The sequence below is a fragment of the Marinobacter antarcticus genome, assembly GCF_011049865.1.
GTDB classification, from domain to species: Bacteria; Pseudomonadota; Gammaproteobacteria; order Pseudomonadales; family Oleiphilaceae; genus Marinobacter; species Marinobacter antarcticus_A.
This window is the reverse complement of the sequence record NZ_DRGY01000141.1, coordinates 1-14,555: the sequence shown is the minus strand read 5'-3', so window position 1 is coordinate 14,555 and position 14,555 is coordinate 1. Positions and strand designations below refer to the sequence as shown.

At 55.2% G+C, this 14,555-nt stretch carries 14 protein-coding genes; 9 read left to right on the top strand and 5 right to left on the bottom strand.

Annotation, left to right across the window (positions count from 1 at the left end; translation table 11 throughout):
- Positions 1-402, top strand: a 402-nt coding sequence (locus tag ENI00_RS17295) for an autotransporter assembly complex protein TamA (RefSeq protein WP_304105148.1), incomplete at its 5' end; no start/stop codon positions are given.
- Positions 399-4,184 (top strand): translocation/assembly module TamB domain-containing protein, encoded by a 3,786-nt coding sequence (locus ENI00_RS17290; RefSeq protein WP_304105145.1) that lies wholly within the window; start codon positions 399-401, stop codon positions 4,182-4,184. The genes ENI00_RS17295 and ENI00_RS17290, both read left to right, overlap by 4 nt.
- 2 nt (positions 4,185-4,186) lie before the next feature.
- On the opposite strand, the gene ENI00_RS17285 is transcribed toward ENI00_RS17290, so the two are convergent.
- Genes ENI00_RS17285 through ENI00_RS17275 form a run of 3 tightly spaced genes read right to left on the bottom strand, consistent with a single transcriptional unit; the run spans position 4,187 to position 6,642 of the window.
- Positions 4,187-4,873 (bottom strand): SIMPL domain-containing protein, encoded by a 687-nt coding sequence (locus tag ENI00_RS17285; protein ID WP_304105142.1) that lies wholly within the window; start codon positions 4,871-4,873, stop codon positions 4,187-4,189.
- A gap of 43 nt (positions 4,874-4,916) precedes the next feature.
- The gene (locus ENI00_RS17280) at positions 4,917-5,648 is read right to left on the bottom strand and encodes a gamma-glutamyl-gamma-aminobutyrate hydrolase family protein (protein WP_304105139.1); all 732 of its coding nucleotides are present in this window, start codon (positions 5,646-5,648) and stop codon (positions 4,917-4,919) included.
- The gene (locus tag ENI00_RS17275) at positions 5,641-6,642 is read right to left on the bottom strand and encodes an amidoligase family protein (RefSeq protein ID WP_304105137.1); all 1,002 of its coding nucleotides are present in this window, start codon (positions 6,640-6,642) and stop codon (positions 5,641-5,643) included. Before ENI00_RS17275 ends, ENI00_RS17280 begins: the two co-directional genes overlap by 8 nt.
- Positions 6,643-6,867: 225 nt before the next feature.
- Here ENI00_RS17275 and lexA point away from each other — a divergent pair, with 225 nt between their 5' ends.
- The gene (lexA, locus tag ENI00_RS17270) at positions 6,868-7,479 is read left to right on the top strand and encodes a transcriptional repressor LexA (RefSeq protein ID WP_304105150.1); all 612 of its coding nucleotides are present in this window, start codon (positions 6,868-6,870) and stop codon (positions 7,477-7,479) included.
- Positions 7,480-7,522: 43 nt separating this feature from the next.
- Positions 7,523-8,014, top strand: a complete 492-nt coding sequence (locus ENI00_RS17265; RefSeq protein WP_304105134.1) for a cell division inhibitor SulA — start codon at positions 7,523-7,525, stop codon at positions 8,012-8,014.
- Between the two features lie 9 nt (positions 8,015-8,023).
- Here ENI00_RS17265 and ENI00_RS17260 read toward each other — a convergent pair whose 3' ends face one another.
- Together ENI00_RS17260 and ENI00_RS17255 are read right to left on the bottom strand one after the other, a co-directional pair.
- Complete coding sequence (locus ENI00_RS17260) at positions 8,024-8,284, bottom strand: hypothetical protein (RefSeq protein WP_304105132.1); 261 nt, start codon at positions 8,282-8,284, stop codon at positions 8,024-8,026.
- Positions 8,285-8,332: 48 nt separating this feature from the next.
- Positions 8,333-8,845, bottom strand: a complete 513-nt coding sequence (locus ENI00_RS17255) for a DUF6586 family protein (protein ID WP_304105130.1) — start codon at positions 8,843-8,845, stop codon at positions 8,333-8,335.
- Positions 8,846-9,167: 322 nt separating this feature from the next.
- Between ENI00_RS17255 and ENI00_RS17250 the strand changes: the two genes are divergently transcribed.
- The 5 genes from ENI00_RS17250 to ENI00_RS17230 form a co-directional block, all read left to right on the top strand.
- On the top strand, positions 9,168-9,521 hold the full coding sequence (locus ENI00_RS17250; RefSeq protein WP_304105127.1) for an SOS cell division inhibitor: 354 nt from the start codon (positions 9,168-9,170) through the stop codon (positions 9,519-9,521).
- A 70-nt stretch (positions 9,522-9,591) separates the two neighbouring features.
- Positions 9,592-11,043 carry a sigma-54 dependent transcriptional regulator gene (locus ENI00_RS17245; RefSeq protein WP_304105124.1) on the top strand — a complete coding sequence of 484 codons (1,452 nt, stop codon included), beginning with the start codon at positions 9,592-9,594 and terminating at the stop codon, positions 11,041-11,043.
- Between the two features lie 270 nt (positions 11,044-11,313).
- Complete coding sequence (locus ENI00_RS17240) at positions 11,314-12,552, top strand: sensor histidine kinase (RefSeq protein ID WP_304105121.1); 1,239 nt, start codon at positions 11,314-11,316, stop codon at positions 12,550-12,552.
- Between the two features lie 12 nt (positions 12,553-12,564).
- The gene (locus tag ENI00_RS17235; RefSeq protein ID WP_304105118.1) at positions 12,565-14,001 is read left to right on the top strand and encodes a sigma-54-dependent transcriptional regulator; all 1,437 of its coding nucleotides are present in this window, start codon (positions 12,565-12,567) and stop codon (positions 13,999-14,001) included.
- A gap of 280 nt (positions 14,002-14,281) precedes the next feature.
- Positions 14,282-14,555: flagellar hook-basal body complex protein FliE (locus ENI00_RS17230; protein ID WP_304105115.1), on the top strand; the 274-nt coding region annotated here is incomplete at its 3' end.

Genomic DNA, 14,555 nt, shown 5'->3' with positions numbered 1-14,555 from the left:
CGTTTTCTGACCCGTTTCCAGTTCGGGGGCGTAGCGACTAACCAGTTTGAGGACGTGCCGCCTTCGTTGCGTTTCTTTGGCGGTGGCGATCAGAGCGTGCGCGGTTACGGATACCAAACCCTTTCGCCGGAGAATGATAACGGTGTTCCGGTGGGGGGGCGTTACTTGTTGGTGGGCAGTGTCGAATACCAATATCAGTTCGCCGATAAATGGCGAGCAGCTACATTTATCGACCATGGCAACGTGGTGAATAATCTGCTTGATCCCCTTGCGACGGGCGTCGGGGTGGGCATTCGCTGGATCAGCCCGCTGGGGCCTCTGCGGCTAGACATTGCTAAAGGATTGAACCCGGAATTTGGCGGTGATTGGCGACTTCACTTCTCAATGGGGCCTGAGCTGTGACAGAAACACCCAAAGACAGCGAAAGTGTGGATAGCGCAGAACAGCCGCAGCGCGAGCGTACAGGTCGGCTCCGGTTCTGGTTGTTGTTGCTTTTGGGGCTGCTCGTGTTGCTGCCGGTTGTGCTGGTTTCGGCCATCTTGCTGGCGCTGCGCTCGGAGTCGGGAACCGCTTGGGTAATCGACCAGATTCCAGGACTTGAGGTGGTTAACGACCAGGGTTCCCTGTTTGGAACCTGGAAAGCGGATCGCCTTGAGTGGCGCGGCTACGGCGTCGATGTGGTGGCTGCATCGCCCCTTATCGATTGGTCACCTTCCTGCCTTTTTGACCTGCAGTTCTGCCTTGAAACCCTGCATGTGCAGCAGTTGGACGTCAGTGTACAGCCCTCCGATAAAGAACCCGCTCCGGCGGAAGACGTCAGCCTGCCGAGCATCGAATTGCCCCTGGGGCTCAAAGCGAACGATGTAAGACTGGGCACATTTACCTTTAACGGCGCCAAGGTATGGGACATATTTGAGCTTGATGCCGGCGGCGCAGGAGCCGACTGGAAACTCAATCGCGTTTACTATCAGCTTGATGACTATACCGTAGTGGCCTCTGGCCGAGTGGAAACACGACGGGACTGGCCAGTTAATCTGGAGGTGAACGCCACTTTGCCGCCACCTTATGGTGATGCCTGGAACATTGACCTGACACTCTCCGGCAGCGTGCGGGATCTTGGGCTTGCGGGCCAGAGCCGTGGTTATCTTGACGCCGCACTGGAAGGCAAAGCCCAACCGTTAGCATCAAACCTGCCTGCACGCGTGAAAATCACCTCCAAAACCTTCCGCGCGGCTGAAGCGCTGCCGGAAACCCTGGTGCTGGAAAACTGGTTCGTGGAGGCTGAAGGCAGCTTGCAGAGCGGGTTTAAAACACGAGCGCAGGCTACACTTCCGGGCACCACCGGGCCGATCGAGCTAACACTTGTAAGCCTGGTGACAACCGCTGAGGCTCGGGATATCAGGTTGGAGCTGTCCGCTGGGAGCAAAACCGCGACGGATAAGGCCAACACCTCACCGCAAACGGTTGTGGTTATCGGTAAGACGCAATGGCAGGGCGGCCTCAGTGCGGAAGCAACGTTGCAACTGCGGCAATTTCCTTGGTACTCACTTTTACCCGGCATGGAAGAACCGCCGGTTGCGCTTCGTAAGCTCGACGGCAATATGTCGTGGCAAGACGGGCGTTATAAAGCCGACCTGACCGCCGAAGTAGATGGCTCCCAGGGCAGCGCCGAGCTGGCGACAGTGATCACCGGCGATGCCAATCAACTGCGATTAACAAAACTCTCTGCGGTGACGGGCGCAGGTTCGCTTTCGGGTGACGGCGCCGTGGATTTTTCCGGTCCTCTGAGCTGGCAGGCAGCGCTGGAACTTGAAAACTTCAACCCGGGTTACTGGCTTCCGGTTCTTGAGGCCAGTCTCAGCGGCCAGGTTACTTCCGAAGGAAAGCTTACCGATGGCCCGGTGCCGGTCATGCAGGCGAGCTGGGATCTGAAAGGCCAGTGGCGCTCCAGCCCAACAGTGGCGGCGGGACGGATTGATACGTCGACCGGTGACTGGGTGGTGCCCGAGCTGAAACTGGTTATTGGTGAGAACCGCCTCGAAGGCAATGGTATATGGGGCAAGGAGTTGCAGGCCAGTCTGGATCTCAAGTTGCCCGATCCGGATAAAATCATGCCGGGCCTGGGCGGCAAGGCGGAGCTTCAACTGGCAGTTGCCGGAACGCTCGATGATCCCCGTGGTGAACTGACGGCCAGCGCCGCCGAACTGCGCTGGCAGGATCTTGTGGTCGTTGAGTCGCTGAGCCTGAATGCCGACCTGAATTCGGGATTCCGTTTCAACGGTGAACTGCAAAGCAAGGGCATTACGGTGGCGGGACAAAATGTCAGGTCCCTTGCCGTCAAGGCCAAAGGCACGCAGAGTGATCACTCGGTAACCATTGATGCACAGCGAGAGGATGCGCGGGTGCAACTGGATTTCCAGGGAGCAGCGGGCGACGCGTGGGCAAGTTGGAAAGGTCAGCTTGCCCGGGGTGTCATTGATGTGCCCAAACAGGAACAGAGCTGGGCACTTGATTCTGCGGCGCAGCTAACGTTTGCCAAAGACGGCAAGCTCAGTGTTGGGCCGCATTGCTGGCGCTGGCAACAAAGTTCTGTGTGCGCGGACGAACAAACCCTGCTGCCGGTGCCCAGTATTGCCTACCGTATCGACAGTTTCCCTGCCGCCGCCCTGGCGCCGATTTTCCCTGAGACCCTGCGTTGGCAGTCAAGCATTAACGGCGAGGTTGAGTTTACGTCAACGGACAAGGGCCCCAAAGGCCGTATAGCGCTTGATGCTGGCGAAGGCAGATTCGAGCTGCTTTTAGAGAACGAGTGGCAAAACCTGAGTTACGAGACCTTGACGGCGGAGCTGGATTTAAAGCCCGATGAAGCGGATCTTTCCGTAAGGTTCTCCGGCCCGCAGCTTGGCAAACTCTCGGTGGATATGACTCTGGACCCAACGGAGGAAGATCGGACGATTGAGGGCCAGTTCAAACTGGAGGGTCTTGATATCGCCCTCGCGGGTATCTTCACCGGGCTTGAAGAGGTCGCCGGTGAGATCAACGGCGAAGGTAAAATTTCAGGGCCTCTGATGAAGCCTTTGGTGAACGGAAAAATTGCGTTAACCAATGGCCGCGTGGTCGATCCCCGTTTGCCTTTGCCCATTGAGGAAGTGGCGGTCACCGTATTACTCGATGGTTATTCCGCAAACATCAGCGGTCAAATCAAAAGCAATGCCCGAAGCGAGGCGCAAATTGAAGGTGAGGTTGATTGGCAGGATGCACCCGGCGGAGAGGTTCACATTACCGGCGACAGGCTGCCTTTCAGCGTGGAGCCCTACGCCCGTCTTGAGGTGGCGCCAGATCTGACCATCGCGTTCCGGGAGGGCGCGTTGCGTGTGGAAGGGCGGATTGAAGTGCCCAGAGGTGATATAAAAATTGAAGGGCTACCGGAGCAGGCGGTGTCCGTATCAGACGACGAAGTGATTGTCGGAGCCGAGCCGGAAAAGCCTCTTGTCCAGTCAATGGACATGGATGTTACGGTTGTGGTTGGCGAGGATCGCGTCAGTTTTGTCGCCTTTGGCGTAACGGGTGATCTTGAGGGAACCTTGAGAATAGGCAAGGATATGGACACCAGGGGGACGCTTCAACTGGTTAACGGTCAGTATGAAGCGTATGGCCAGGAGCTTGAGTTGCGGCGTGCCCGGGTGCTGTTTGTGGGCAGTCTGGCGCAGCCGTACCTGGATATTGAAGCCATCAGAAAGGTCGACGCTGTGGTGGCGGGGATCCGCTTGAGTGGTCCGGCCCAGTCTCCCACCACCGAAGTGTTCGCCAACCCGGATATGCCGCAGTCCGATGCGTTGTCTTACGTCATTCTTGGCCGTGCGCCCAGGGGGAAGACTGAGGACGGGCAGATGAGCAAAGCCGCCCTCTCGCTCGGGCTGACCCAGGTAAACAAGGTTACCGGACAGATTGGCGAAGGCTTTGGCATTCGGGATTTAGCACTGGAAGCGGAGGGCAGCGGAGACCAGACATCGGTTGTCGCCAGTGGTTACCTGAGCGATGAACTCAGTATTCGATATGGCGTGGGTATTTTCGAGCCTATCAGCACTGTGGCTCTGCGTTACGATCTGGGCCGGTTCTTTTATCTTGAGGCTGCCAGCGGGCTGGCAGCCTCTCTGGATATCTTCTATACCCGGGATTTTTGAGTTCAGTCCAGTTCAAACGTCGCGTTTACCGATGCGTTGATTTCTCGCTCGCCGACACTGGAGATGGTGCCAGCGCCTCGTGCGTCCGCAGACATCATCATGGGCATGGGGCGGTGGCCGCCGTTAATGTTGAGCGTGACCACTTTGCCGCAGCTCTGGTTCATCTGCTGGGCTACAAACTCGCACCGGGATTTTGCATCGGCCAGCGCAAGTGCCAGTGCGTCCTGCTCCATGCGGGTTTCCTGAGAGTGGAAAAATTGATGGGGACCGAGGTTGTAATTCAGCCCGAGTGCCTGAGCTTGCTGCAGAATCGGATTCAGCAGCGACAGGTCTGAAATGCTGAAGCTGATGGTTTGTGAGGCAACAGCCGTTTTTTCCGGCTCCTGATCCCGCTCTTCAGAGGGCAGGGTGCGACTATACAGATGCACGGACGCGTCGGCGTACTCTTGCAGTTGGGGCCGATAGTCGCTTATGCCTTCGCGCCACTGCTTCATGATGGATGCCACCTGATCCGTGGCTTTTTGAGGCAGCTCATGTTCGGCGCTGGCGGTGAATGTCAGGCGGGCACTGTCCGGCTCATAGCGCACGCTGCCCTCGCCGGTAAGAGTGACCTCACCCGCCATGACAACGCCCGGTAAAAACAGCGGTAGTGCCCATAGAGCGCGAATGTTCTGCTTATGTCTGATCATATAATGTGCCTCCCCGGCATCGGGTTTATTATCTGAATTCAGGTCAGGCCCGGCTGGATTCGGGCTCCAGCCTGGCCAATTTGAAAGACAGCGCTGCCTGCACGAATTCGTGAAAAATCCGCCGGTGGCCACTTTGGTAAAGTAGATATTCAGGATGCCACTGCAAACCCATAAGCCATTGACCCCGGGTGCTCTCGATAGCCTGAACGAACAGGTCATTATCAACCGCTGTCACTTTTAAATCTGTGCCAAGGCGTTTTATGGTCTGGCTGTGTATTCGGTTGGCGCCAATGACCGGGGCCCCCATAAGCTGTCCCAGGCGGCTGGTGCTTACAAGACGAACGGTTTGCATCGGAAATAACAGTGGCCGGTGCCGCGTATTCACCCTCAGTGGCGTTACGTTCTGGCACAGCGACCCGCCGTAAAATATGTTGATGAGCTGCGCACCCCTGCAAATTCCGAGCACTGGAATTCCCACCGATTCAGCCTGTTCCAGCAAGTGATAATCGGTTGTATCACGGGCGTGGTCGTAACGGGCGCTCACCTGAGGTTCCTGACCATAACGCGAAGGATGAACGTGGGTGCCGCCCGAGAGCACCAATCCGTCAAGCAGAGCCGCATCCACCCGGGCTCCGGGACGAATGTAATAAGGGCGTGCGCCCTGCAACCGCAAGGCAAAGCTGATCAGCTGCTGCGCAACCCGCTTGTGGGCCGGGCCACTGATGCCAATCGTCAGCCCCGGAACGTTATCGACAATCGGTTTCGGTTCAGACATAGCCTTTGCTGTGCAGCCATTTTGCGGAGGTTTCCTGCCAGTTCTGAGTCAGGTTTCGGAGGCTGATTTTGCGGCTTTCCCGGAACAGAGCGCGAAGTTCTGCCAAGTCGTCGGCGTGATTTGCCAACTGCTCCACCACGACCCAGTCGTTCCAGACCGTTGAAAAATGCCACTCGGGATTATCGATATCACAGTCCGGAAGCCGGTAGTGCAATGTGGGCCTGCTTTTTATGCGCGGGTCTTTCACATACTGATCGAGAAGCGGTTTGTCCAGGTGAGCAAACAGCGGCAGCAGATCGAGCGCACGATTGCGGGTCGGGTTGGTTTCAAGATAATCCACCATCATCTCATGCTGATCCGGCGCGTAATCGTCTGCTACGAGCAAATCTGTGTAACGGCTGCTCCAGGGCTCGATGTAAGGCGTGAACTTCCGGCTGATATCCAATTGATGAAGGGCTTTGAGCCAATCATAAAGCAGCGCAAACGCCTGGTAGTAACGAACGAGCGTCGCGGGTTGAAGGTCGGGTAACTCGGGATTAAGCTGCAAACCGAACGCGAAGTAAATGGCGTTTCGGCTGCCCAGGGCGCCGGCTTTACGCAAACTTTCAACCAGAGCTTCAATCGGTTCCAGCTCTGAGAAAAACATCGGTGGGCTGATGATCTCCAGCGGCACAATGCGTTCAGCGGCCGCATCTATAACGTCCATCGCCTGCCCGCCGAGTTCACGTATGGACTGAGGCAGACGCTCATCCGCAAGTGCCAGTTCCTTTACCGGCTCTGAATCCAGCTCAATAATGAAGTATCCGAGGGGCGTATCAACCTTGCTTACATAGCGGGACTCAAGCACCGCTTTTCCACCAAGAAGTTCTGCAACCAGAGTGACGAGCTGCTCGTAGCCGAGCCCTGACAATTCTATTTCAACCCCCACGCGCCGCTCACTTCCGTCGGTGGTTTTCAGGTTGTCTGGCATTCTGCAGGACGTCGCTTGGTTCATAATTCTCACTGATGACAAATAGAGGTTTATTCTACGATATCACACTACCGCAAGCGCTGTGGTTAAGGGCCTGCAAGAAAATAGGTCACTTGGCTTTACACTGGATAAAACACTGTATATAGTCAAAACACTGTATAAACAAACAGGCTGACTGGCGCACGGTAACGCCAGCAGATATCAGGCCAAGCATGCATGAGCCCTGCATGCAGCACGCGGAGCAGCCCAATAATGAAGCTGACAGCAAGACAGACCCAAGTACTGGATATTATTCGCCGATCTGTAGATGAAACCGGCTACCCGCCTACTCGTGCTGAAATAGCGACGGAACTGGGTTTTCGTTCGGCGAATGCTGCTGAAGAGCATCTGCGAGCTTTGGCACGAAAAGGTGCCATCGAAATGGTGCCGGGCACCAGCCGCGGCATTCGTTTGCCCGAAGTGGCGGAAGATCCGGGGCTTCCCGTTATCGGCCAGGTTGCGGCAGGCAGCCCGATTCTAGCCCAGGAACACATTGAAGATCACTGTACACTCAAGCCGGAGTTCTTCTCCCCATCAGCAGACTATCTGCTCCGGGTAAGGGGTATGAGCATGAAAAACATAGGCATCCTTGACGGCGACCTGTTGGCGGTGCACAGCACCCAGGACGTTCACAATGGCCAGGTTGTTGTGGCCAGAGTGGGCGACGAAGTAACGGTAAAGCGGTTCCGGAAAGAAGGCTCGAAGGTTTATTTGATCGCCGAAAATGAAGATTTTGCGCCGATAGAAGTCGATCTGAAAGAGCAGGAACTGTTCATTGAAGGGCTGGGTGTAGGTGTTATACGGCGCTCTGATTTGCACTGACCGAGCTGGTACAACCACAGACACATTGAGAAACGGGTGACTTATGGAACAGCTTAGCTTCAATCAGAATGTGGCGTGGCAACAAGGCATTTTACCCTGCCCGGTGCCGGAGTATGCCGCCCGTAAACAGCGCGCTGTCATCCGGGCACAACATAAACCGGATGTTGCGGATTCCCCGCCGGCTGGCAACGTTACAGAGATTATTTTGCCAGAAGGGCAAGTAGAAAACTTTCAGTTGTTGTTACCGATGCTGACTCAGCTTAATCAGGAAAAGCGCTGGCTGGCGTGGATTGATCCGCCTCAGGCACTGGTGAGCAAATGGCAAAAAATGCACGGTATAGTCGCTGGGGAACTTTTGGTGTTGCGCTCCACTGCGGAGTACCCCGCTCGCCAGCTCGCGGAAAGAGCCTTGAGCGCGGGAACCTGCCATGCAGTGGTTATGTGGACGCGTAAGCTGGGCAAAACAGCCTTTGATTCGCTGCAAAAAGCGGCTGCGCAAGGCAACAGCCATGGCGTGGTGCTCAGGCAACGCTGATTGCCGCGTTCAGTGGAGAGTGTAGGCGGGTTGAGCGTCTGAAACGTCCAGCTCGTCATCGTCCCAGTCAATATCGTGATTAACACTGCCCGCAGCTTCTATTCCGGCAGCAATCATTGCTTTGGCGACAGACATGTCCCGGTCTTCCATCATTTCACGGGCTTCATCTGAGAAAGAAATCTTGACCAGCGGTGCACGGTCGTCGTCGATGCGTCGCAGGGCGTAATCGCCATTACTCAGTTGTACAATTTCGAAGAACGATGGTGACATTTCATTAACCTTTTAATGTTGAGAACCAGAAGTGATTGGCCAGTGTAATCACCACTCGCCATGTTGCTCTTCCAGGTTGTCGGTAAACTTTTTTAACGCGTTCAGCGTTTTTATCAGCGTTGGAGCGGAACGGTCCGGTCCGGCGTCAGCCGATATGGCAATGATATTTTCCTCATTAACCGTTTTTCGTGCCGCAGGTGGCCTGCTTTGCGCTGTGTCGAGTTGGTCGAGGTGGTTCCACCAGCTTCCCGCCTGATCCTCAAGTGCTCTCAGTTGACTAATTTCAGTGGCATGCTCGCCAATCAGGTTTGCGAGTTCCGCCAACGACGACGGCTCCTCGGAGCGTTGGTTTTTCTGATAGTACCGAGCGATCAAAACCAATAAGAGCCGTTTTGCCCTGAGCAGAAGTTCTATAGAACCTTGCGTAGCCGCTTCACGTTGCAATGTTTGCACAGGAGCATTGGACGGGGTGCCGGCATCGGCGGAGTGCTCTGATTTTTCAAGAAGCGTGCGTGCCAGAACCAGCTTTTGTGAAATAAGTGAATACCATTGAGATGCCATAAGGTTCCTTTCCCTTTCCCTTTAACGCGTGGGTTCGGTTAGCCCGTTCCGCAGATCCTGTTAAAGAGTTTCCCAACACCCGTTTGATGAAATAATTCCCCATCTTAGCATTTCAGCGCACAGATTTCTTTACCCCTTCCTCCAGGGGTCACCAACCAGAGGCCAATAACATCTGCTATTACAATGCGCGGTTGTTCTGGACTACCATGTAGCCTGCATTCGCCTTCACGGCGAAGCGCATGTTTACCGACAATCACTGCCATCCGGTTGGTTATGTTCCGGATTGATTGCTCATCACCGCTTTGTGGAAGGAGGTAGCGCCATGGTTGATTCTTACGATGATTCGCCGATTGAACTCCGATCCTGTCTGGAAAATTTTGATCAGTTAATGGTGGATCTTGGCAGCACCCTGGCTGATCACGATTGGGATGCTTTAGTGAGCCTAAATGACCGGGTAAAGCCCATCACAGAGCCTCTGATTACGGCGCTGGAAGCAGGGCTTGTAGAGCCGGAGTCGGTGCGTATGAGGCTGGAAGAGTTGCGTCAGTTTCTGGATGCAGCCGGCGAAGGTGCTGCTCTGGCGAAAGCAGAAGCGGAACAGGCCTTAAAAGGTATAAATCGTAACAGCAGTGCCGCAAAGGCGTATCAGAACATTTCAACGCACCGGCCTAAATAGCGTCATAAAATTGACTCTTTTGATTTTACCGTCTTAAATACCGCACAAATTCCCAAAGAGATTCTTGTGGATGTCTAAAAGTAACAAGGTTCTGGTGCTGAGCGAGGATGAATCCAGACTACGCGATGTTGCTATGATTCTTGAGTTCATTGGCGAAGAGCAAGTTGTTGTGGGCGATCAGGCCCTCGCACTGCTGGAGTCGGCGGATCAGGAGAGCCTGGCGGACATTTCTGTTGCCGTTTTAAACGGCGCGGATGCGGGAATTGTAAAAACAATAGAATCTGTGTGCAGGGCGGTTCAGGGTGTGCCTTTGCTGATGGTGGGTGATCCTGATCTGAAAGGCCTTGGGGAGTCGGATTCTGCCCGTGTGATTGCCCGCATGGAATGGCCTCTAAACTATACCAAGTTTGTCGACTCGCTCTATCGCGCCCAGATTTTTGCAGACCAGTTCCGTCGTTCAAACGAGCGTGGGCAGCAACGGGGTCTGCAGCTATTCCGAAGTTTGGTGGGAACCAGCCGCAAGGTTCAGCAAGTGCGACAGCTGATGGAACAGGTGGCTGATAAGGATGTGAGCGTTCTGATCACCGGGCCGTCTGGCACGGGCAAAGAAGTGGTTGCGCGCAATCTTCACTACCATTCGTCCCGCCGCGACAAGCCGTTTGTGCCAGTAAACTGCGGCGCTATCCCGGGTGAATTGCTCGAAAGCGAGCTCTTTGGCCATGAAAAAGGCGCGTTCACGGGTGCGATTACCTCCCGGGTTGGCCGTTTTGAGCTGGCGGAAGGAGGAACCCTGTTCCTGGATGAAATAGGCGATATGCCGCTCAGCATGCAGGTGAAAATATTGCGCGTATTGCAGGAGCGCACGTTTGAGCGAGTGGGCAGTAACCGGACGATTTCGGCGAATGTGCGGGTTATCGCCGCGACGCACAAGCACCTCGAAGATATGATCGAGTCGGGTGAATTTCGGGAAGACCTGTATTACCGGCTGAACGTTTTTCCCATTGAAGTGCCGTCTTTGCGCGATCGGGTGGAGGATATTCCGCTGTTGATCAACGAGCTCATATCCCGTTTAGAGAAGGAGAAGCGCGGGTCCTTACGAATGAACTCGGCGGCAATCATGAGCCTTTGTCGGCACGACTGGCCGGGTAATGTCCGTGAGTTGGCAAACTTGGTTGAGCGGCTCTCGATTATGCACCCTTACGCCGTTATAGGCGTGCAGGAGTTGCCGAAGAAGTTCCGGTATGTGGACGATTTCGATGAGAATCGGCCGATTGAGGATTCCGGGTTGCCTTCGGGTATTCCAGGACTTGTCGGGCTGGATGCGCCTGCTCTGTTGCCGGTCAACGGTATTGATCTGAAGGATTATCTGTCGAATCTTGAGAAGCAGCTTATTCAGCAGGCTCTGGATGAGGCCGGGGGTGTGGTTGCCCGGGCGGCTGAGAAGCTTCGGATTCGGCGGACGACGCTGGTGGAGAAGGTTCGGAAGTATGGGCTTCGGGAGGAGGAGTCTGAGGAGTCCTGATCGGCCAAGCTTTGGTGGTGCCCCACACCCACTCAGAAACTGAGGTAATAGCCTCTTCTTGTTTTGTGACAATAAGGCGTCAAGGATCTCGGGTCTTTGGCGTTTTTCTCGTTTTGGGCGACGTAAAACTGTCGTTTATCTTTCTCTGGATTTCTCTACCTATTGATATGTAAAGAAAAACCTTAGTTGGCACGGAGCTGGCTTAATGGCTTGTAAAAGGATCATCCGAAAGGTGTGGCTTCGTGTACGAGGCTAATCGGGAGTCAGGTTATGAGTCAGGCACAGTTTGTCATTCAGTCGGCGGAGCATGAGGCGCAGGCCAATGCGGCGGCGGATGCTAACGATAAGGTGAGGGCGTTATTCCCACAGCAGGATGATGAGGCGGTAGGTTCTGCGCTGGAGATGTTCAACCAGATGTCGCGGCAGATTACCGATTCTTATCGCACGTTGGAGTCGCGGGTTAATCAGTTATCCGGTGAGCTGAGTCAGGAGTCTTTGCAGCGTCAGCAGGAGCTGGAGGAGAAAGAGCAGTTGGCCGACCGACTCTCTACGTTGCTCAAAGCGCTGCCCGCCGGGGTGGTCGTTCTGGACAGCCAGGGTGCGGTGTCGCAGAGCAATCCTGCGGCTATCGCGTTGCTGGGTGAGCCGTTGGACGGTGAGCGCTGGGTGGATGTGATTCGTCGTTGTTTTTCTCCGCGCCGGGATGATGGTCATGAGGTGTCCTTGAAGGATGGGCGCCGGGTGAGCATTGAAATCCGTACCATGGACAATCAGCCGGGGCAGTTGATTCTGCTGACCGACCTGACCGAAACCCGTCATCTTCAGTCACAGCTCGCCCATGCCCAGCGGCTCTCTGCCATGGGTAAAATGGTGGCGTCGCTTGCGCACCAGATTCGTACGCCTTTGTCTGCGGCCATTCTCTACGGCGGTCACTTAACCCAGAACGATCTGGATGAGGAGATGCGCCAGCGCTGTGCTTCGCGACTGATGTCTCGGCTTGCGCATCTTGAACAACAGGTGCGGGATATGCTGATTTTTGCACGAGGCGAAACCAGATTGGCAGAAGAATTGTGTGCCGACACCCTGGTTTTGGCCCTGGAATCCGCAATCGAGGGAATCAAACCTGCAGCCAGCTCCGGCGTGATGTTGAAGAACGATGTGTCCACAGACTGCCGGTTGATGTGTAACCGGGATGCGTTGGTAGGCGCCTGTACCAATCTGGTGAACAACAGCCTGGAAGCCGGTGCCACCGCCGTGGTGGTTCAGGTTACGTCGGACGTTGGCGAGCTGTTGATTCGCGTTGTGGATAACGGCCCGGGTTTTGCCAAAGACGACGCCAGCCGATTGACTGAGGCTTTTTACACCACGAAATCCCACGGCACCGGGCTCGGTCTGGCGGTGGTACAGGCGGTTGTGAAGGCTCATCAGGGCCGGTTTTCCATTGAATCGCCGGAGCAGGGCGGCGCTGTTGCAACCTTGCGTCTACCGCTATTGCGTAACAAAGTCTGATTGGAGGCGTTCATGGCCAAGGCCCAGATTCTGATTGTTGAAGATGACCGTGATCTGCGCGAAGCGTTGGTCACCACCCTGGAGCTGGCGAAGTTCCGCGTACGCGAGGCTTCGAACGCCCACGAAGCGTTGGCCAGGTTGGCAGAGGCGCCGGTCGATATGGTGGTGAGCGATGTCAACATGCCTGGGCTCTCCGGCCACGAATTGCTGGGCGAGGTTCAGCGGTTGTACCCCGGCTTACCGATGATGTTGATCACCGCGTATGGCCAGATCAACCACGCTGTTTCTGCCATGCAATCCGGTGCGGTCGATTATCTGGTAAAGCCGTTTGAGCCGAAGGTTCTTGTTGATGCGGTTAGCAAGGTGGTGGGCGGCAGTCGCCAGAAATCCGCAGATGAACCCGTTGCAGAAGACCCAGCTAGCAAACGTATTTTTCAGCTGGCCGCAAAGGTGGCCGGCAGCGAGTCCACCGTCATGATCTCCGGTGAAAGCGGAACGGGTAAAGAGGTTCTGGCCCGGTATATTCATCAACAATCGCCCCGCTCCGATCAGCCATTTATTGCTATTAACTGCGCCGCTATCCCCGAGAATATGCTTGAAGCAATTCTGTTTGGCCATGAGAAAGGCGCCTTTACGGGCGCTGTCGCCTCCGCTCCCGGAAAATTTGAGCAGGCCAACGGCGGAACCATTTTGCTGGACGAAGTTTCAGAAATGGACCCGGCACTCCAGTCCAAGTTGCTCAGGGTGTTGCAAGAGCGTGAGGTTGAACGGGTGGGTGGTCGCAAAACCATCTCACTGGATGTTCGCGTGGTGGCGACAACCAACCGGAACTTGGCAGATTTTGTGCGGGAGGGTCGGTTCCGGGAGGATCTGTATTACCGGTTGAGTGTATTTCCCATGCACTGGCAGCCGCTGCGAGAGCGCCCGCTGGATATTTTGCCTATGGCAACCTCACTGCTAAAAAAACACTGTCGTAAAATGAAGCTTACCGGCATCAGTTTTGCGACAGATGCCCGCAACGCAATGATGCAACACCCATGGCCTGGCAACGTGCGCGAGCTGGACAACGCGATTCAACGATCGCTGGTACTGCACCAGGGTAATGTAATCCACGCCGGTGACTTGTGTCTTGAAATTGGCACCAGCGGGCGTTTCGACGGCCACGGGGCAACGGCGGCTTCGGTCACGACACCGGTCTTCATTGCACCTGCTGGCGAGGCCTGTTCATTGCCACCAGAGCCAGGCCCTGTATCGGTTGAAGTCGGATCGCTTGGAGATGATCTGCGCCAACAAGAGTTTCGTATCATTATTCAGACACTCAGAAAAGAGCGTGGTCGTCGCAACCGGGCCGCAGAGCAGTTGGGCATAAGCCCTAGAACGCTGAGGTACAAACTCGCTCAGATGCGCGACGCCGGGATTGATCTGGATGCGGAACTTGCCATGGCGTAAATGGTTATTTGTAGTACCCCTATTTGTAGCACCCCTTCATGCAGTACCCCTTCATGCAGTACCCCTTCATTATTGCACCCACAAGGGTGCTTTTTTTTGGCATCCCACCGTAAAAGCTTCGCCGTCAAAACTCTGTCATCATCGGCTTGCTGTCTCTTTAAAATTGTTCTAACTCACTGATAAGTAGAAGAAAATAAATTGTGGCCTGACCATTGCTAAGCCTTAATCAATACAGATAGGCCAGCAAGATCGCTCGCCAGGGCGGTCTCAGGAGAAAGTTATGGTTCAGCGTGCCGACATCAACAGCGTTCTTTCCGACATTCGCTCATTGCGTTCGCAAATGAACCAAGATCAGCGTGTTGAACAAGACCAGTCGGTGCGCGGCCGCATTGACGGCCCGCGTCAGGTTGATCAGGTTCGGGAGACATCGAACTTCAGCGACATGCTTGGCAAGGCCGTCAACAGCGTTAACGACGTTCAGCAACAGGCCGGTGCTTTGCAGACGGCATACGATATGGGCAGCAATCATCACCCGGGTAATATCCACATTGGGG